15 protein-coding genes are annotated in these 17,092 nt (G+C 66.3%); 4 read left to right on the top strand and 11 right to left on the bottom strand.

Going from position 1 to position 17,092, the window contains the following annotated elements; genetic code table 11:
• Nucleotides 1-67: 67 nt before the first annotated feature.
• The 4 genes from LRX75_RS13335 to LRX75_RS13350 all read left to right on the top strand — a co-directional run bounded on the left by LRX75_RS13335 (nucleotide 68) and on the right by LRX75_RS13350 (nucleotide 2,546).
• Entirely contained in the window at nucleotides 68-271 is a 204-nt protein-coding gene (locus tag LRX75_RS13335) for a hypothetical protein (RefSeq protein WP_113149430.1), read from the top strand.
• A gap of 5 nt (nucleotides 272-276) precedes the next feature.
• Nucleotides 277-1,452 (top strand): YcaO-like family protein, encoded by a 1,176-nt coding sequence (locus tag LRX75_RS13340; RefSeq protein ID WP_231815113.1) that lies wholly within the window; start codon nucleotides 277-279, stop codon nucleotides 1,450-1,452.
• A gap of 7 nt (nucleotides 1,453-1,459) precedes the next feature.
• Nucleotides 1,460-2,191: a TfuA-like protein gene (locus LRX75_RS13345; protein ID WP_231815116.1), complete on the top strand. Its 732-nt coding sequence runs from the start codon at nucleotides 1,460-1,462 to the stop codon at nucleotides 2,189-2,191.
• A 112-nt stretch (nucleotides 2,192-2,303) separates the two neighbouring features.
• Nucleotides 2,304-2,546, top strand: coding sequence for a hypothetical protein (locus LRX75_RS13350; protein WP_231815118.1), 243 nt, complete (start codon nucleotides 2,304-2,306; stop codon nucleotides 2,544-2,546).
• A gap of 98 nt (nucleotides 2,547-2,644) precedes the next feature.
• Here the strand turns inward: LRX75_RS13350 and LRX75_RS13355 are convergent, their stop codons facing one another.
• The 11 genes from LRX75_RS13355 to LRX75_RS13405 all read right to left on the bottom strand — a co-directional run bounded on the left by LRX75_RS13355 (nucleotide 2,645) and on the right by LRX75_RS13405 (nucleotide 16,426).
• On the bottom strand, nucleotides 2,645-3,433 hold the full coding sequence (locus LRX75_RS13355; RefSeq protein ID WP_231815121.1) for an ABC transporter permease: 789 nt from the start codon (nucleotides 3,431-3,433) through the stop codon (nucleotides 2,645-2,647).
• Nucleotides 3,430-4,368 carry an ABC transporter ATP-binding protein gene (locus LRX75_RS13360; protein WP_231815123.1) on the bottom strand — a complete coding sequence of 313 codons (939 nt, stop codon included), beginning with the start codon at nucleotides 4,366-4,368 and terminating at the stop codon, nucleotides 3,430-3,432. Before LRX75_RS13360 ends, LRX75_RS13355 begins: the two co-directional genes overlap by 4 nt.
• Nucleotides 4,365-5,531: an ABC transporter permease gene (locus tag LRX75_RS13365; RefSeq protein WP_231815126.1), complete on the bottom strand. Its 1,167-nt coding sequence runs from the start codon at nucleotides 5,529-5,531 to the stop codon at nucleotides 4,365-4,367. Before LRX75_RS13365 ends, LRX75_RS13360 begins: the two co-directional genes overlap by 4 nt.
• Nucleotides 5,532-5,699: 168 nt before the next feature.
• Nucleotides 5,700-6,611, bottom strand: coding sequence for a glycine betaine ABC transporter substrate-binding protein OsmF (gene osmF / locus LRX75_RS13370; protein WP_231815127.1), 912 nt, complete (start codon nucleotides 6,609-6,611; stop codon nucleotides 5,700-5,702).
• Between the two features lie 138 nt (nucleotides 6,612-6,749).
• Nucleotides 6,750-8,372: a ribosomal protection-like ABC-F family protein gene (gene abc-f / locus LRX75_RS13375; RefSeq protein WP_231815128.1), complete on the bottom strand. Its 1,623-nt coding sequence runs from the start codon at nucleotides 8,370-8,372 to the stop codon at nucleotides 6,750-6,752.
• A 101-nt stretch (nucleotides 8,373-8,473) separates the two neighbouring features.
• Entirely contained in the window at nucleotides 8,474-9,751 is a 1,278-nt protein-coding gene (locus LRX75_RS13380; RefSeq protein WP_231815130.1) for an arsenic transporter, read from the bottom strand.
• A 63-nt stretch (nucleotides 9,752-9,814) separates the two neighbouring features.
• A complete protein-coding gene (locus LRX75_RS13385; RefSeq protein WP_231815132.1) occupies nucleotides 9,815-11,032 on the bottom strand; it encodes a CHASE3 domain-containing protein in 1,218 nt (405 codons plus the stop codon).
• A gap of 145 nt (nucleotides 11,033-11,177) precedes the next feature.
• Nucleotides 11,178-12,137 carry a sugar-binding transcriptional regulator gene (locus LRX75_RS13390; protein ID WP_231815134.1) on the bottom strand — a complete coding sequence of 320 codons (960 nt, stop codon included), beginning with the start codon at nucleotides 12,135-12,137 and terminating at the stop codon, nucleotides 11,178-11,180.
• 155 nt (nucleotides 12,138-12,292) lie between these two features.
• A complete protein-coding gene (locus tag LRX75_RS13395) occupies nucleotides 12,293-13,225 on the bottom strand; it encodes a sugar phosphate isomerase/epimerase family protein (protein WP_231815136.1) in 933 nt (310 codons plus the stop codon).
• A gap of 10 nt (nucleotides 13,226-13,235) precedes the next feature.
• Nucleotides 13,236-14,747 (bottom strand): glycerol-3-phosphate dehydrogenase, encoded by a 1,512-nt coding sequence (locus LRX75_RS13400; RefSeq protein WP_231815138.1) that lies wholly within the window; start codon nucleotides 14,745-14,747, stop codon nucleotides 13,236-13,238.
• Nucleotides 14,744-16,426, bottom strand: a complete 1,683-nt coding sequence (locus tag LRX75_RS13405; RefSeq protein WP_231815140.1) for an FGGY-family carbohydrate kinase — start codon at nucleotides 16,424-16,426, stop codon at nucleotides 14,744-14,746. Before LRX75_RS13405 ends, LRX75_RS13400 begins: the two co-directional genes overlap by 4 nt.
• Nucleotides 16,427-17,092 lie beyond the last annotated feature (666 nt).

Below are 17,092 nucleotides of genomic sequence, written 5' to 3' on the forward strand. Positions count from 1 at the left end.
GCCATTTTCGTTCTCAACCAGAGGCGGCAACCGGTTGTCTTTTCATTCTCGCCATGAAGGAAATCGCATGTCCAAAACTGTTGTTTTCGGCTTCCCCGGTGATAGCCAGCTCTATGTCGCCGATGTCGAGGCGGGCACCGTCAAGCCGCTCGAGGACACGGATGGTCGAGCCGGCGAACTGCGTTCGTCGCGCGCGCCGTTCATCCGCGGCGTCGATATCGCCGTCGCGCTCGATCCCGCCGACAAGGCCTTCTCCGGCCTCTTCGACTGACGCCATTGCGCCTTCAGAGCTTCGACAGACAGTGCACCGCGGCCGAAACTTTCGACCGCGTTGCACCTTTGCTTGCCGGTTACGGCATTACCCGGGTCGCCCGGCATACCGCGCTCGACCGGATCGGCATTCCCGTCTGGTGCGCCTACACGCCGAACGCCCGATCGATTGTCGTGGCGCAGGGCAAGGGCGCGACCGATGCGGATGCGCGGACCTCCGCCGTCATGGAAGCGCTGGAACGGGCGATCGCCTGCGATCCCCCCGTGGCGGCGACCAGAGCGAGCATGGCGGATCTGACGCGGCGCGGACGGGCCTTTCATGCGCTGCCGGGATTGGTCGCCTCCGGTCATGATCCGCTTTCGGCGGACGACGAGACAGACTGGGTCGAGGGGCGGGATCTCGTCAGCGGCGAGACGATCCTCGTGCCGTGGCAGGCCGTCGTCCTCGACCGGACGATCCACGACAGCCGCTACTGGCAATCCTCCGACGGGCTCGCCTCCGGCAACACGCCCGAGGAGGCGATCTTGCATGGGCTGATGGAGCGCGTGGAACGCGATGCGCATACCCTCTGGCAGTTGCGCCCGCAGGCAGCACGGCAGGCGTGCTGCGTGGCGCCGTCCGGTTTCGACGATCCCGCCATCCTCGACGCGGAACGCCGTATCGGCGATGCCGGGCTGACGCTGCGCCTGTTCGATGTCACGAGCGATCTCGGCCTTCCCTGCTTTGCCGCGTTTCTCGGGCCGGATGCGGCGCGTCTCGCGGGAAAACGGCTGCGGCATGTGGATGTGACCTTGGGATGCGGCGCACACCCCCTGCCCCGGCAGGCAGCCCTGCGGGCCATCACGGAATGCGCCCAGTCGCGCCTGACCTATATCAGCGGCGCGCGCGATGACGTGTTTCCCGCCGACTACGACCGACCCTTGGCGGAAAGCATCTGGCACGCGATGATGGCGGCACCCGTCGCCCGCACCTTTGCCGAGCAACCTGCGTGCACGCCCGAAACCCTGATCGACCATCTCCACGAGCGGCGTGCCGGCCCGATGATCGCGGTGCGGCTCTCCCCTCCCGAGCGTCCCTTCGCCGTCGTCAAGGTTCTGGCGCCCGCGCTCGAAAATCCGGAAGGGAAGCGCCGGCAGCGATACGGGACGCGCGCGCTCCGTCAGGCACTGGTGCAAGGATGAGACGTGCATGAAAGTTCTGTTCGTCGGGCCGACGCTGCCGGACGCCGCGCGATGCGCGCCCGGCCTCGACATCCGGCCGCCGGCCATCCAGGGCGATCTCTATCGCGCGGTGCGCGATGGCGCCGCCGTGATCGGGCTGGTCGATGGCGGGTTCGAATACACCGCGCCGGTCTGGCACAAGGAGATCCTCTACGCCTTGTCCGAGGGCGTCGCGGTTCTCGGCGCCGCCAGCATGGGCGCGCTGCGGGCGGCCGAGTGCCGGGCCTTCGGCATGGTGGGCATCGGCACGATCGCGCAGGCCTATGCCGATGGCACGCTGGTGGACGATGCCGATGTGGCGCAGCTTCACGCACCGGCCGAACTGGGATGGGCGAGCCTGACCGAGCCTCTGGTCAATATCGTCGCCACGCTGCAGCAGCCCCATCTGCCGGCCGGCTTCACGCCGGACCTGTGCGACCGGATCGAGGCGGCCGCGCGCCAGCTGCATTTCAAGGAACGGACCTGGGCGGCCATCGCCGATCGCGTCGATCTTCCGGACACGGGGCTTCGCACGAGGCTCGAAAGGGACCTGAAGGCCAGCGCCTGCAACCGGAAGCGGGAGGATGCCCTGCTTCTGGTCGCCGCGATGACGGCGCATGCCGGCGAACGGTCACCCGACCGGCCCGCTTGGGTCTTTCAGGAGACGACGCTCTGGCGCGACCTTCTGGACCGGGAAAATGCGAAACTGCTTATGTTTTGAAGGACCTCTACCCGCATGTGACAAGTCACGCTTTGCATGTCACGGCTATGTCACGCGCGATTTCCTCCGTCAGCGTCTACAGTCATTCCGGGACAACGGAACGGCTTGGAACATGACACTCAGCAACCCGCATGCGGAACAGATCGACGTCGCTCACGCCGAGCGAGACCCTCAGGAAGTCCGGGCCCTCGCCCGGTTGATCGTGTTCGCCCGGCAGAATGCGATCGATCTCCAGATGGAGCATGCGGTACACTGCCTCGATCTCGCTCTGCGATCGGTTCTGCAGGAAGGCGACAGCACCTTCGATGGTCTCGCCTTCCCCGATTCGAGCCTGCAGAGGCTGCGCGCGCATTAATTGCCGTCACGGCTTCGCCGTCGGACAGGTACGAACGGACACTCTCGCCTCGGCCTCCGGCCGGGGCGTTCTTGTCTCTAGAGATCGGTCTCGATGGGTCAGAGGCCGGCGCGGCGGCGCAGTCGGGCTTCCAGCGCCGAGAGGCCGTCATAGATGAGAACGGCAAGTGCCCCGACGATCAGGCCGCCCTGCAGGATGAAGGCGAGGTTGTTGGACTGCAGGCCGGCGATGATGACCTCGCCCAGCGTCCGCGCCGCAACCGTGGAGCCGATGGTCGCCGTGGCGAGGCTGACGGTGATCGACAGCCGGATTCCAGCGAGAATGACGGGGGCTGCAAGCGGCAGCTCCACCCGGAACAGGCGCTGCCTGTCCGTCATGCCGGCGCCCCTTGCGGCCTCCATCACGGCTGGCGGCAGGGTGGTCAGCGCCGTCAGGGTGTTCTCGAAGATCGGCAGCAAGCCATAGAGAAAGAGCGCCACCAGCGTCGGCTTCTCCCCGAAGCCGAGAGCGGGCACTGACAGCGCGAGGACGGCGACGGGGGGAAAAGTCTGCCCGACATTGACGAGGCTGCGCGACAGGGGAAGGAACTCCGCCCCGAACGGCCGCGTCACAAGAATGGCGAGGGTGACCGCGACCAGAATGGCCGCCGTCGTGGCGATCGCGACGATGCGCAGGTGCAGCAGCGTCAGGGTGAAGAGGCTCCCCTGATTGTAGATCGCCGGCGCATTGTCCTGCACCAGCGGCCTCAGGATCGGTTCGAAGATCGCCGGCGCGAGGAGGAAGGTGAGAAGCACGACGAGCAGCAACGCCCGCAGGGCCAGCGGTATCCACGTGCCTGTCCGCGGTGCTTCCGCGGCGCGGCCGGTCTGGGCGAGAGACACCGTCATCGGCGCCTCGCGGCGCGGCGGACCAGCCCGTCGAGCGTGACGCGTCCGATCGGCTGGCCGTCGGCACTGGCAACGGGTGCCGCGTCCCGGCCGCTCCACAGGAGTTCGGCCAGCGCATCCCTCTGGCTCGTCGCCGCGGCGATGGCGGTGCCGTGCGCCTCCCCCGGCTCGGCGGCGGCACCCGCCGTCTCGATCGACAGCATGCGGAACGGACGCTCCGTGGCGCCGATCAGGGTTTCGACGAAACCGGTTGCGGGACGCTCCACAAGTTCGGCGGGCAGGCCGTATTGCACGAGTTCGCCCTTGTCCATGACGGCAATGCGATCCGCGAGGTGAAACGCCTCCTCCATGTCGTGCGTCACAAGAATGATGGTCGTGCCGAGCAGACGCTGGATCGCCAGCAGGTCTTCCTGCGCCTTGGCGCGGATGATCGGGTCGAGCGCACCGAAGGGCTCGTCCATAAGCAGCACGTTCGGCTCTGCGGCGAGCGCGCGGGCAACGCCGACACGCTGCTGCTGTCCGCCGGAGAGTTCGTGCGGAAAGCGATTCGCGAAGGTCTCCGGATCGAGCTGGAAGAGCGCCAGCAGCTCGGCCACCTTGGCCTTGATGCGCGCCGTATCCCAGCCGAGCAGCACAGGCACCGTCGCGATGTTTTCAGCCACCGTTCGGTGCGGAAACAGGCCGTGGCCCTGGATGGCGTAGCCGATGCGGCGGCGCAGCTCGAAGCCGGGAACGGCGCGGTTGTCCTCGCCATCCAGGCGGATCGCGCCCGAGGTCGGCTCGACCAGACGGTTGATCATGCGCAAGAGCGTCGTCTTGCCGGAGCCCGACGTCCCCACGATCACGGTCACCGTTCGCGGGTCGATGGTCATCGTCACATTGTTGACGACGGTGTTGTCGCCATAGCGCTTGGTGATGCCGTCGATCTCGATCATGCGGTCCTGCCTGCGCGGTTGAGCGGCGCGTTGATCTCGATGAGGGCATCGAGGATGATGGCGGCGGCGAAGGCGAGCAGCACGGTCGGTACCGCGCCGAGCAGCACCAGATCCATGGCCGTCTGGCCGATACCCTGAAAGACGAAGACGCCGAAGCCGCCGCCGCCGATCAGCGCCGCGATGGTGGCCAGTCCGATATTCTGGATGAGGACGATGCGGATGCCGGTGAGGATGACCGGCAGGGCCAGGGGGAACTCGACCCGCAGCAGCCGCTGCGCGCCCGTCATGCCGATGCCGCGCGCGGCTTCGTTCGCCTCGCGGGGCACGCCCGCGAGCCCGACAACCGTGTTGGCGACGACCGGCAGCAGAGAATAGAGAAACAGCGCCACGAAAGCGGGCGCCGCGCCGATGCCGCGCACGCCGAGCGCATAGGCGCCGGGCACGTTGACGGCGATCCAGCCGAGCGGCGCGATGAGAATGCCGAACAGCGCGATCGAGGGGATCGTCTGGATGAGGTTGAGGATGTTGAGCACGCCGGCCCGCAACGATCGCACCCGGTGACAGAGGATGCCCAGCGGCAGGCCGACCACGACGGCGGCAATGAGCGAACCGATCGCCAGCGTCACATGCTTGGCCGCTTCGGTCCAGAAGACATCCGCCCGCCCGGAATACTCTTTCAAAAGCGACAGCGCATCCCACCGCCCGGAGGCAAGGACGGCGGCAAGCGCGCCGAGCGTCACGCCGAGGAGAATCACGCGGACCGCGGGCTTCGGCTTCAGCCGCGTGATGGCATCGGCCGCGAGCAGCAGGAAGGCGAAAAGAAGGACCCAGAAGCCGGATGCCGGGGAAACCCGCGCATAGGTGTTGCCCTCCGGCGTCAGGAAGCTTCCCGCCGTGCCGATCAGCAGAATCAGCCCGAGCACGCCCGCAGCGGCGACGCCAAGCCTCGCTGCGGCCGGGGTTCGAAGGAGCGCGAGGAGGGCTGCCACAACGAGCGCGATGATGAGCGCCACGCCCCAGCCGGGCGGCAGGGATTCAAGGATGGACCGCGGACCACCTGGCACGATTCGGTTGGCGCGGAACGTCGCGAACGGTGCCAGAAGCGTACCGACGCCCAAAAGGATGGCGATCAGGACGCCGAGCTTGTCGAAGCGAATGCGCATGCCTCTCCTGACGTTGGGAAGGACGACCCGGCACGACAAGCCTGCTCAGGCTCCGGGACATGGGCTTTGTCGTGTGAGATCTTACAAGAGATGCGCAGCATGTCCGCCACCGTCGTTCGATGGCGGACAGGAAAAAGCCGGGAGACATCCGTCGCCCGGCCCTGTCGCTTACTTCAGGAAGCCGTTCTTTTTCAGGAAGTCCTCGGCCACGGCCTTGGCCGGCTCGCCGCCCACCTGCACGCGACCGTTGAGGTCCTGCAGGGTCACGAGATCGAGCTTTTCGAAGACGGGCTTCAGAAGCGTCTCGATCTCGGGGGTCTCCTTCAGCACGGCTTCGCGAATGATCGGCGCGGGCTGGTAGACCGGCTGGACGCCCTTGTCGTCTTCCAGAACCACGAGGCCGGACGGCGCGATGCCACCGTCGGTGCCGTAGACCATGGCCGCATTGGCGCCGTTCGTCTGGTTGGCGGCAGCGGCGATGGTGGCCGCCGTGTCGCCGCCCGACAGCGTGATCAGCTGGTCGGGCTTCAGCGTAAAGCCGTAGGTGGTCTGGAAGGCCGGCAGGGCGGCGGCGGAATTGACGAATTCCGAGGAGGCCGCGAGTTTCACCGTGCCGCCATCCGTGACGTATTTGCCGAAGTCGGAGAAGGTCTTGACCTTGGCGCTGTCGGCAAGGTCCTTGCGGATTGCGACGGCCCAGGTGTTGTTGGCCGGCGACGGCGTCAGCCAGACGATCTTGTTGGCGTCGTAGTCGAGCTTCTTGGCCTCTTCATAGGCCTTGACGGCATCCTTCCAGGCGGGGTCCTCGGCCTTTTCGAAGAAGAACGCGGCATTGCCCGTATATTCCGGATAGATATCGATCTCGCCGGCGGTGATCGCCTTGCGCACGACCGGCGTTGCGCCGAGCTGCACGCGGTCCGTCGTCTTGATGCCGTTCGCATTCAGGACGGACAGAATGATGTTGCCGAGCACGCCACCTTCGGTATCGATCTTGGAGGACACGACGACCTCGGCCTGGGCCGCGGCGGAAAAGGACAGGACAGCGGCTGCCGCCGCGATGAGTGTAGACTTGAGACGCACGTGAATTCTCCCCTGATGGTAGCCTATCGTCCACGCGATGGCAGCGATCGTCGCGGCATAAGCTGCCATATGTGGCGACATCGGAGGAAAAACAGAGCGGTCGCGGGGCAAAATGCGACCGGTTCGTTTCAACGCAGCCTAGACGTGTATGCCGGGCGCTTCCTGCCCTGTCCGCTCGACATATTCGGTATATCCGCCACCATACTGATGGATGCCGTCCGGCGTCAGTTCCAGCACGCGGTTGGAGAGGGCGGCGAGAAAATGGCGGTCGTGCGAGACGAACAGCATCGTGCCCTCATAGGCCTGGAGCGCCTTGATCAGCATTTCCTTGGTGTCGAGGTCGAGGTGGTTGGTCGGCTCGTCGAGCACGAGGAAATTCGGCGGATCGAACAGCATGGCCGCCATGACGAGGCGCGCCTTTTCGCCGCCCGAGAGAACCCGGCAGCGCTTGTCGACGTCATCACCGGAAAAGCCGAAGCAGCCCGACAGCGCCCGCAGCGGTGCCTGTCCGGCCTTGGGAAACTGCTCCTCCAGCCACTGCAGAACCGTGCTCTCGCCGTCGAGCAGATCCATCGCATGCTGTGCGAAGTAGCCGAGCTTGACGCTGGCGCCGACCGTGACGGTGCCCTTGTCGGGCGCCGTCGTTCCCGTCACGAGCTTCAGCAGCGTCGATTTTCCGGCACCGTTGATGCCCATGATGCACCAGCGCTCGCGGCGGCGCACCATGAAGTCGAGCCCGTCATAGATCGTCCTTGAGCCGTAGGCCTTGTGGACCTGCTTGATGTTGACGACGTCTTCGCCCGAGCGCGGTGCCGGCAGGAAGTCGAAGGCGACCGTCTGGCGGCGTTTGGGCGGTTCGACGCGGTCGATCTTTTCGAGCTTCTTGACGCGGCTCTGCACCTGCGAGGCGTGCGAAGCGCGCGCCTTGAAGCGCTCGATGAACTTGATTTCCTTGGCGAGCATGGCCTGCTGGCGCTCGAACTGCGCCTGCTGGTGCTTTTCGCTGAGCGCCCGCTGCTGCTCGTAGAAGCCGTAATCGCCGGAATAGCTGGTAAGCGAACCGCCATCGATCTCGATGATCTTGGTGACGATGCGGTTCATGAATTCGCGATCGTGCGAGGTCATCAGCAGCGCGCCGTCATAGGTCTTCAGGAAGGTTTCGAGCCAGATCAGGCTTTCGAGATCCAGGTGGTTGCTCGGTTCGTCGAGCAGCATGACGTCGGGCCGCATCAGGAGAATGCGGGCGAGCGCCACACGCATCTTCCAGCCACCCGAGAGCTTGCCAACATCGCCGTCCATCATCTCCTGGCTGAAGGACAGGCCGTCGAGCACTTCGCGGGCGCGGCCCTCGAGCGCATAGCCGTCGAGCTCCTCGTAGCGGGCCTGCACCTCGCCATAGCGCTCGATGATCGCATCCATCTCGTCCATGCGGTCGGGGTCGGACATGGCGGCCTCAAGCTCGCGCAGTTCGGCCGCCACGATGCTCACCGGCCCCGCCCCCTCTATGACCTCGGCGACGGCGCTGCGGCCGGACATCTCGCCGACATCCTGGTTGAAGTAACCGATCGTTACGTTCTTCTCTGTCGCAACTTGGCCTTCGTCGGGCAGTTCCGAGCCGGTGATCATGCGGAACAGGGTCGTCTTGCCCGCCCCGTTCGGGCCGACGAGGCCGATCTTCTCGCCCTTGTTGAGCGCCGCGGAAGCCTCGATGAAGAGAAGGCGGTGGCTGTTCTGCTTGGAGATGTTTTCGATGCGGATCATGATCGGTCGGGCCCGGCTGCGTTGCGGGTCGCCTTATGGCACGGGATCGCCCTGTTGTCCCGGCTTTTTGCTGCAGCGCACGCGAGCCATGTCCCGAGGTGTCACAGCAGAGATGCGCCGATCAGGGTGGCGATGGAGAGGAGGAGCGCGGGGATCATCACCACGACCCCGAGCTTCAGGAATGCCCATGTCCCGACCTCGATGCCCTCGCGCCGCAGGGCCGTCAGCCAGAGGATGGTGGCGAGCGAGCCGGTGACGGAGAGGTTGGGGCCGAGATCGACGCCGATGAGGATGGCGGCCGCAACGAGGCTCGGCGCGCCTGCGGCCTGTACGGCGCTGCCGGCAAAGAGCCCGGCCGGCAGGTTGTTGACGAGGTTGGCCGCAAAGCCGACACCGACGCCGGCGACCCCGGCCGTCCAGGCGGGCGATGTCGCCGCGTTGCGGGCAAGGACATCGCCGAGCATGCCGACGAGCCCGGTGCCGCTCAGCGCCTCCACGATGACGAAGAGGCCCGCGACCAGCGGGAGGACGCTCCAGGAGATGCCCTTGACGACCTCCACGGGCGGCTCGCGATTAACTACGACGATCAGCAGCGTCGTGGCGATGCCGGCCACGAAGGTGGGCAGGCCGAGGTCGAGATCGAGCGCGGAGACGATGACGAGGCCGATGGCCGTCAGGGCAAGGCCGATGCCGGCGACGCGCGCGGCGGGCGAGAGGCTGGGCGTCGGCACGTCGGCGGCGACCGTTTCCCCGGCGAGGGTGCGGCGCTGGGTGAAGGCGAGGGCCGCATAGGTGACGAGGATGGCGACGATCGACGGCAGCGTGAAGGTGCGCAGCCACTCCCCGAGCGGGGGCATCTCGCCGCCGCCGAAGATCACGAGGTTGGCGGGATTGGAGATCGGCAGCACGAAGCTCGCGGCATTGGCGATAAAGGCGCAGATCAGCAGATACGGCAGCGGATTTGCAACCTTTGCCGCCCGTGTGGCGGCATAGACGGCCGGCGTCAGCACCACGGCCGTGGCATCGTTGGAGAGGAACACGGTGACGAGCACGCCGACCGCATAGATCAGGAAGAACAACCGTTTCGGCGATCCCTTCGCGTGCCGCGTCGCGATGGCGGCGAGCCAGTCGAACAGGCCTTCCTTGCGCGCCAGTTCCGACAACAGCATCATGCCGATCAGGAAGAGATAGACGTCCGTGCCGCGGGCTATGCCGGTCCACACCGCCGACAGCGGCATGAGGCCGAGCGCTGCGATGACCGCAGCGCCCGCCACGGCCCACACGGCCTCCGGCAGGCGGAATGGCCGGGTGATGACGCCGGCGACGGCAAGGGCTGAGATGCCCCAGGTGAGCATGACGGGGGAGAGGAACGTCGGCATGGGTTTTCCGGCTGTGTTGACGCTTGAGAGACGGCGGGGAAGCGGGTTGTCTGGACCGGCCTTCTACACGGCCTGAGCCCGCACGCGAAAGGCGCTGATCGGCTGGGCGATGTTCTTGACATGCTGGAAGCCGAGATCGTCGAAGGTCAGAGGGCGCTGCTTGCGGACATGGTCGCGCACCGTGCGGGAGATGCAGATCGCGCCCGGCTCGGCCAGCGCCTCCAGCCGTGCCGCCACATTGACCGTATCGCCGAAGACATCGCCGTCCTGCACCACGACATCGCCGACATTGATGCCGATCCGGAACATCAGCCGGGCGTCGTCCTCGAGCCGGGCATTCACCTCCGCCATCGCCTGCTGGATCTCGATCGCGCAATCGATGGCGGAGAGGGCGCTTGCAAAGGCGGCGAGAACGCTGTCGCCCGCGGTGGTGACGATCGTGCCGCTGTGGTTCTCGATGATCGGATCGATCCGGTCGCGCACGAACTTGAGGCGGGCGAGCGTCTTCGTCTCGTCGCCCTCCATCAGGCGGGAATAGCCGACGACATCGGCCGCCATGATGGCGAGCAGACGACGGTCGAGACGCGAAAGCAGTTCGTCGCGCGTCAGCTCGGCGGAGCGGGCGCGGCGCGCGGTGGCGCGGACCGCCACGAGCGCGAAGACGGCGGTGAGCAGCGCCAGCGCGAACACCACCATTTCCATACGCGCGCCGGCCTGGCGCGCTTCGGCCACGCGTGCCATGCGCTGGTTGCTCTCCTCCGCCCGCATGGTCTTCAGCGCATTGCGCACGCCGTCCATCAGCATCTTGCCCTGGCCGGTCTTCATGATGGCGAGCGCCCCTGCCGTATCCCCCTCGCGCTGACGGTCGATACTCTGGCGCAGCTCCGACAGCTTCTGGACGATCAGCGAGCGCAGCACGGCGACGTTGGCATCCTGACGCGTGTTGTCGGAAAGTCCCGCGGCAAGCTCCTCCATCATGCGGTCGATGTCGGCGATCGAGGCCTCGTAGGGCTCCAGATAGGCCCGGTCCTGCGTGATGAGGTAGCCGCGCTGGCCGATCTCGGCATCCTGCAGCAGCGATTGCAGGGTCGAGATCCGCCGCTCGTTGCCGATCGTGTGGGCGATGGCCTCCTGCGCCTCGCGCTCGCGCTGGGACAGCAGGACCGAGGCGCCGATGGAGGCGAAGGCGACGAAGAGCATGGCGACGATGATCATGCCCGCGCTCTGGCGCACCTCGTTGCGCGCCTGCAGCAGGAACTTGTTCACCGTCGGTCTGGCCATGGTCCCTCGCGCAGCAGCGTCACGGGCGTGCCGTGCGGCCCCGTGTGACAGATACATGTGGTCGTCCCGTCGAATGGAAAGCGTCGGCCACGCATTTATGATGCACGGCTTTTCCACCAGATCCTCACGTGCCGACGGATCGGCGTCACGCCGTGTCGAGCAGGGCCTGCGCGGTGCGCTCGTCGGTGATGAGGCCGGACAGGCGGCGGCTGGTGAGCACGGCGCGAATGGCCTCCACCTTGCCCGGTCCACCGGCGATGGCGACGATGCGATCGGCCTTTGCGGAGTGGAAGGAGACCGACAGCGTGCGGGCCGTGAGCATGGTCTCGAGCAGGCGGCCGCGGGCATCGAAGAAATGGCCGAGAAGCTCGCCGACGGCACCGTTGCCGGAGATCTCGCGGATCTCGCGCGGCTCGATCATGCCGGAGGCGACGAGCTGGGCCGCGGGCTCCACTGTGCCGATGCCGACGACCTTGAGGTCGGCGCCTTCGGCCAGCGCGAAGACCTCGCCGACACCGCGCTGGGAAAGAAGCACCTCGCGATCCTCCGCCGTGTTGGCGAAGAAGGGAACGGGCATGACATAGGCCGTCGCGCCCGTCTTCTCCGCGATCTGGTGCATCACGTCATGCGGGTTGATCGCATAGTTGCGGGTAACGCCGCCGAGAAGCGACACGAAGGACACCGTGCTTCCGGCCAGACGCGGCATGTGGCGCACGGCGGCCGCCAGCGTACGGCCATGGCCGAGGCCGATCATCCCGTGGTCGCCGCGCTCGATCTCCCGCCGCAGATAGGCGGCGCCGGCAGAGGCGAGCGCGCGCAAGGGCAGGCCCTCCTCGCGCATGTCCGGCGCGACCTCGCAATAGTCGAGGCCATAGCGTTCGGCGAGGCGGACCTCCAGATCGACGCATTCCACGATGTCGCCGTCGATGGTGACCTTGACCATGCCATCCGCCACGGCGCGGGCGATCATGCGGTGGGTCTTGACGGAGGGCAGGCCGAGCATCTTGGCGACAGCCGCCTGGGTCATGCCGCCGACATAGTGCAGCCAGGCGGCGCGGGTCGCGAGCGATTCGTCGGGATCGATGGGACGTCGGGTTCCTGTCATGCGTTCTGCCACACGTCCTGCCCCGCGTTCTGTCCGGGCCTCTCGCTGCCGGCGTCCTGCCGCAGACCGATCCGTTTCGCCCTCCCCTTCGCCATACACCCCGCGCCGCATGCTGGCACCTTTTTTCGGCGGTTCGCCGGACGCTACCTGCCGCCTCAGATGTTGAGGTCGGCAGCGCCCGTGTCGATATGCGGCGCCCAGAAGGCGACGCTTTCGGCGATCTGCTCGATCACCTGACGGTCGTTCGGATCGCGTTCCTTGAAGGACAGCTCGAGGCAGATCTCGTTGTCCTCGGCGCCCCCCTCTGCCAGCGCCGTCAGCAGCGGCTCGGGATGCACCCGGCCGCGGGCGTTGAATTCGGCGGTAAACGGGCGGTGGCCGCCCTTGTCCATCAGGCTCTGCTTGATGTGGATGATCGGCGACAGCTTCGGCACCGCCCGCGCCCAGGCATAGGGGTCGATATCGTCCGGATTGGGCGAGGTGACGTCGCCATGGTCGATATCGGCCATCATCCACATGGGAATGGCCATGTCGGCCGCCGTCAGCCGGTCCTGCAGGCGAATGGACTCCGCGATCGTCTCGCCGAATTCGCGCCCGACGCTCATCGGCTCCCAGAAAATGTAGGCGAGCCCCGCCGCCTTGCCATGCTCGGCCACCTCGGCCCAGCAGTCGATGGCAATCTTGACGAGGTCCTCGCGCCGTGCGGGATCGTCGAAATCCTTGTAGGTGAAGATGGCGAACTGGGTGCCGACGGACACGCCGCCGAGGTCGGCGGTGATATCCGCAAAGGTCTTGAACCAGTCGACGTAATAGCGCCGCACGTCGCGGTCGGGGTGGCCGAAATGGTTGAGGCGGCCATAGGGGCCCGTCATGCCGGAGGTGACGCGCACGCCGGTGCGGGCGAGCGCCGCCTGCATCTCCCGCGTCAGGCGGCGGATGACGGGTGCGGGCCAGCTCGGATTGATGAACTCGTGCGTGAGCTGGAGATCGCGGATCTTCAAGGCGTGCGCGACGGTATCGATCAGGTCGTCCGGCGTGGCGAAGCGGTTGACCAACGGATTGGTGTTGAGCGAGAGGGTCAGCGTCATGGTCGTCTCCTCACGCGGCCAGCGCGACATGGGCGAAGAACCATTCCGTGAACGCGGCCCGCTCGGCCTCCGTCAGGTGCAGGTTCTGCTTGGTGCGGCGGACGAGCACATCCTCGGCCGTCTCCGCCCATTCGTTGGCGATGAGGTAGCGCACCTCGGCCTCGTAGAGCTGTCCCCCGAAATGCCGACCGAGCCCGTCGAGCGACGTCGCGCCCTTGACGATGCGGTTGACCCGGGCGCCGTAGAGGCGGCCGTAATGGTTGACCAGGGCGCGCGGCATCCAGGGATAGTCGCTGCGCATGCGGTCTGCGAACTGCACATAGTCAGCATTGGGGATCTCGCCGCCAGGCAGCGTCGCGTCCCGCGTCCAGTCGCCCTTCATGTTCGGGAAGAAACCGGCGATCTTCTGGATGGCGTGCTCGGAAAGCTTGCGGAAGGTGGTGATCTTGCCGCCGTAGATATTGAGCATCGGCGCGCCGCCGGTCTCGTCGAGGTCGAAGACATAGTCGCGCGTGACGGCGGAGGGGTTGCCCTTGCCGTCGTCGAAGAGCGGGCGAACGCCGGAGAAGCTGTGCAGCACGTCGCTGCGGCGCAGCTTTTCCTTGAAGTAGCGGTTCACGGCCGCGAGCAGGTAGTCGATTTCCTTCTCCTCGGCCTGCACCTCTTCCGGACGGCCTTCATAGGGGATGTCGGTGGTGCCGATCAGTGCCTTGTCGCCCTCGTAGGGGTTGATGAAGATCACCCGCTTGTCGTGGTTCTGCACCAGATAGGCTTGGCTCCCCTCCCAGAACTTCGGCACGATGATGTGGCTGCCCTTGACGAGGCGGACATTGCGGCTGCTGTTGGAGCCGGCGACCCGGCCGACGATGTCGTTGACCCAGGGGCCGCCGGCATTGACGAGAACCTTCGCGCGGACCGACGAGATTTCGCCGGTGCGCTCGTTGCGCGTCTCCACCCGCCAGCCGCCGTCTTCGCGGCGCGCGCTGATGCAGGCGGTGCGCGTCAGCACCGTCGCGCCGCGCTCCCGGGCGTCGAGCGCGTTCAGCACGACGAGGCGCGCATCGTCCACCCAACAGTCGGAATACTCGAACCCCTTGGTGTATTTGTCGAGGATGGGCGCGCCTTCCGGATCCTTGTGGAGATCCAGCGTGCGCGTGCCGGGCAGGCGCTTGCGGCCGCCGAGATGGTCGTACAGAAAGAGGCCGAGCCGGACGAGCCAGGCGGGACGATCGTCCGGGCTGTGGGGCAGCACAAAGCGCATGGGCCAGATGATGTGGCTTGCCGAATTCAACAGAACCTCGCGCTCGATCAGCGCCTCGCGCACCAGGCGGAACTCATAATATTCGAGATAGCGCAGGCCGCCATGCACGAGCTTGCCGGAGCGCGACGAGGTGCCTTCGGCCAGATCGCCCTTTTCGCAGAGAACGACCGAAAGGCCGCGGCCTGCGGCATCGCGCGCGATGCCGGCGCCGTTGATGCCGCCGCCGATCACGAAGAGATCGACCGTCTTTGCTTCTGTCATGTCAGGCTCCTCAAAGGTGGAATGCGGGACGACGGGCTTGCGCCGTCGCGCCTCGTCATGTCGGCAGGATCGGGGGCGGTCTTCGCCTCATCCTCATCGTGGATCGCCTTATCGTGGGTTGCCGGCGCGCGCTCGCGGCCGAGCGTTTCCCAGACGGGCGCGAGCGACTGGCGGGCCTCGACATAGGCCGGGTACAGGCGGTCGTATTGGCGGGCGAGATCGGGATCGGGGGCTTCGGCCTGCCCGAGAAGCGGGCTGACCCATTCGTCGATGCAGCTATCCATCGTGGGGTAGACGCCCAGTGCCACGGCCGCCATCATCGCGGCACCGGCGGCACCGGCCTCCTCGCGGTCGGAAATGCGAACCGGGGCATCGACCGAGGCGGCGAGGACGCCGCGCAGGGCGCGCGAGCGCGCGGCACCGCCGGTCAGCCGCAGCTCGCTCGGCATGGCGCCCATCGCCGCGTAGCAATCGCGCGTCGCCATGCCCAGACCCTCGACCACGGCACGCAGCATGTCGGGAAAGCCATGACGGGTGGACAGGCCGATGAAGCCGGCGCGGGCATCGGCATTGACGAAGGGCCCGCGCTCGCCGGCTTCGGAAATATACGGGTGATAGAGCAGCGCACCGGGCCGCGTCGTTTCCAGCCAGTGCTCGATCCGCCCGACGAGATCCGAGAAGGCGACCTGCCGGCCCGCATCCGCCATCAGATCGGCGGCCAGGCGCAGGATCCAGTCGATGTTGAGCGTGGCCCCCATGTTGGTCTGAACCTGGGTGACGATACCGGGCACCGGCAGCGCGATGACGTAGCCGGTGCCCTCGGCATTGAGGTGCACCGCGTCCACGGGCTTGGCGCGCATGTGGACGCCGGTGGAGCCGACGGTGGAGCAGGCGGCATTCGTCGCGTGCGTGCGCACGCCGGCACCGAGCGCGGTCATGACCATATCGACATAGCCGAGCGACACCGGCGTTCCCGCGAGCAATCCGGTCGCCCGCGCCGCGTCGGCGGAGAGCGGATGCATCACCTGCGTGCCGTCGATGATATCGGGCAGGAGCGTGCGGCGATGCGTCAGGCCGAGACTGTCGATGGCCACGTCGTCATAGCGCCGCGTGCGGAAATTGCCGAAGGTGAAGCTTGCCTCCGACGGGTCGGTGGCGCGGATGCCGGTGAGGTTGAGGTAGAGCCAGTCCTTGCAATGCAGGGCGACATCGGCATTGTCCAGAAGCTCGGGCCGGTGCCGATCCATATGCGCCATCTGGGCGCCCTGCTGGCAGGTATTGAGCCCGGTGCCCGTCGCCTCGAACCGCGCGCGGTCCGCGCTTTGGCCGGCAAGACGCCGTACGGTGGGCGCGGCGCGGGCATCGAGCCACAGCCAGGCATCGCCGACGGGACGGTTGTCCGCCCCGACGAGCCAGGTTCCGTCACCCTGCGCGGTGACGGCCAGCGCCGCCGTTCGCGCGGCAAGCCCCTCGATCTTTTCGGAAAGACCCTTCAAAGCGGACACGCAATCCGCCCAGGTCTGCGTCAGGGACTGGGTGGCCGAACCATCGTCACCGGTTACATAGATGTTGCGCACCGAGGCGCAGCCGAGCTGCCGACCGCCGAGATCGAAGGCGACGGCTTTGATGACCGACGTTCCCGCGTCGATGCCGATGATGATATCCCGGCCATCACGCATGATGCCGGCTCCAGCGCACCAGGACGGGTCGCAGCGGCGCTCCTGCACATGGCATCATCGAAACTCCTCCCATTCTCGCGAACCCTTCCTCCGAAGGGTGCCCGCCGCCGGCTCCTCCGAGCGGCGACCGGAAAGCAGACCCCGTGAAACGTCCAGCCCACCGGAACGATCGATATCTCACAAACATAACATCGTTATCGAAATATCTTTCTGCGTTGACACTTTTTTTCACAACCGTCAAGATGTGTCAAGATCGACAGCAGGCGATCCCAGCCAGCCCTGCAGGTTTGCCATCTCCGCCGGCCCCCCACGGGCACGTGGCAGATCGGCCGGGGCCGGCAATCGCCCGAGACGTCTTATTTCCAGTACATTTGTCATGTTTTTCAATCTTATAACTGGCTCTCTCGACGGATCGAATGCTTTCTGTACTCCCGATAGGTTCTCCCCACCCGGCGTGAACCGGGTCGTGCGCATCCTCGATATCCGAGCTCATCCATCGTTCCCGATCCGAAAATCCCCCACTTACAAACAGGCGTTTCCAAACGTCGCGACCGTTGACACCTCAAATTTTTTCTATCATTGTTCGCCTCGTTGATAACACAGAGCTACCATCTCTTATCAACCAGCATGAAGGCCGACGGGAGGAGATCGTCGGCGGATGCGTGA

Source organism: Rhizobium quercicola (assembly GCF_021168455.1).
GTDB lineage: Bacteria > Pseudomonadota > Alphaproteobacteria > Rhizobiales > Rhizobiaceae > Ferranicluibacter > Ferranicluibacter quercicola.

Bases quoted from the DNA above. Each gene is read 5' to 3' on its own strand.
- LRX75_RS13335 (WP_113149430.1), top strand. From the start codon at position 68: ATGTCCAAAACTGTTGTTTTCGGCTTCCCCGGTGATAGCCAGCTCTAT.
- LRX75_RS13345 (WP_231815116.1), top strand. From the start codon at position 1,460: ATGAAAGTTCTGTTCGTCGGGCCGACGCTGCCGGACGCCGCGCGATGC.
- LRX75_RS13350 (WP_231815118.1), top strand. From the start codon at position 2,304: ATGACACTCAGCAACCCGCATGCGGAACAGATCGACGTCGCTCACGCC.
- LRX75_RS13355 (WP_231815121.1), bottom strand. From the start codon at position 3,433: ATGACGGTGTCTCTCGCCCAGACCGGCCGCGCCGCGGAAGCACCGCGG.
- LRX75_RS13360 (WP_231815123.1), bottom strand. From the start codon at position 4,368: ATGATCGAGATCGACGGCATCACCAAGCGCTATGGCGACAACACCGTC.
- LRX75_RS13365 (WP_231815126.1), bottom strand. From the start codon at position 5,531: ATGCGCATTCGCTTCGACAAGCTCGGCGTCCTGATCGCCATCCTTTTG.
- abc-f (WP_231815128.1), bottom strand. From the start codon at position 8,372: ATGATCCGCATCGAAAACATCTCCAAGCAGAACAGCCACCGCCTTCTC.
- LRX75_RS13380 (WP_231815130.1), bottom strand. From the start codon at position 9,751: ATGCCGACGTTCCTCTCCCCCGTCATGCTCACCTGGGGCATCTCAGCC.
- LRX75_RS13385 (WP_231815132.1), bottom strand. From the start codon at position 11,032: ATGGCCAGACCGACGGTGAACAAGTTCCTGCTGCAGGCGCGCAACGAG.
- LRX75_RS13390 (WP_231815134.1), bottom strand. From the start codon at position 12,137: ATGACAGGAACCCGACGTCCCATCGATCCCGACGAATCGCTCGCGACC.
- LRX75_RS13395 (WP_231815136.1), bottom strand. From the start codon at position 13,225: ATGACGCTGACCCTCTCGCTCAACACCAATCCGTTGGTCAACCGCTTC.
- LRX75_RS13400 (WP_231815138.1), bottom strand. From the start codon at position 14,747: ATGACAGAAGCAAAGACGGTCGATCTCTTCGTGATCGGCGGCGGCATC.
- LRX75_RS13405 (WP_231815140.1), bottom strand. From the start codon at position 16,426: ATGCGTGATGGCCGGGATATCATCATCGGCATCGACGCGGGAACGTCG.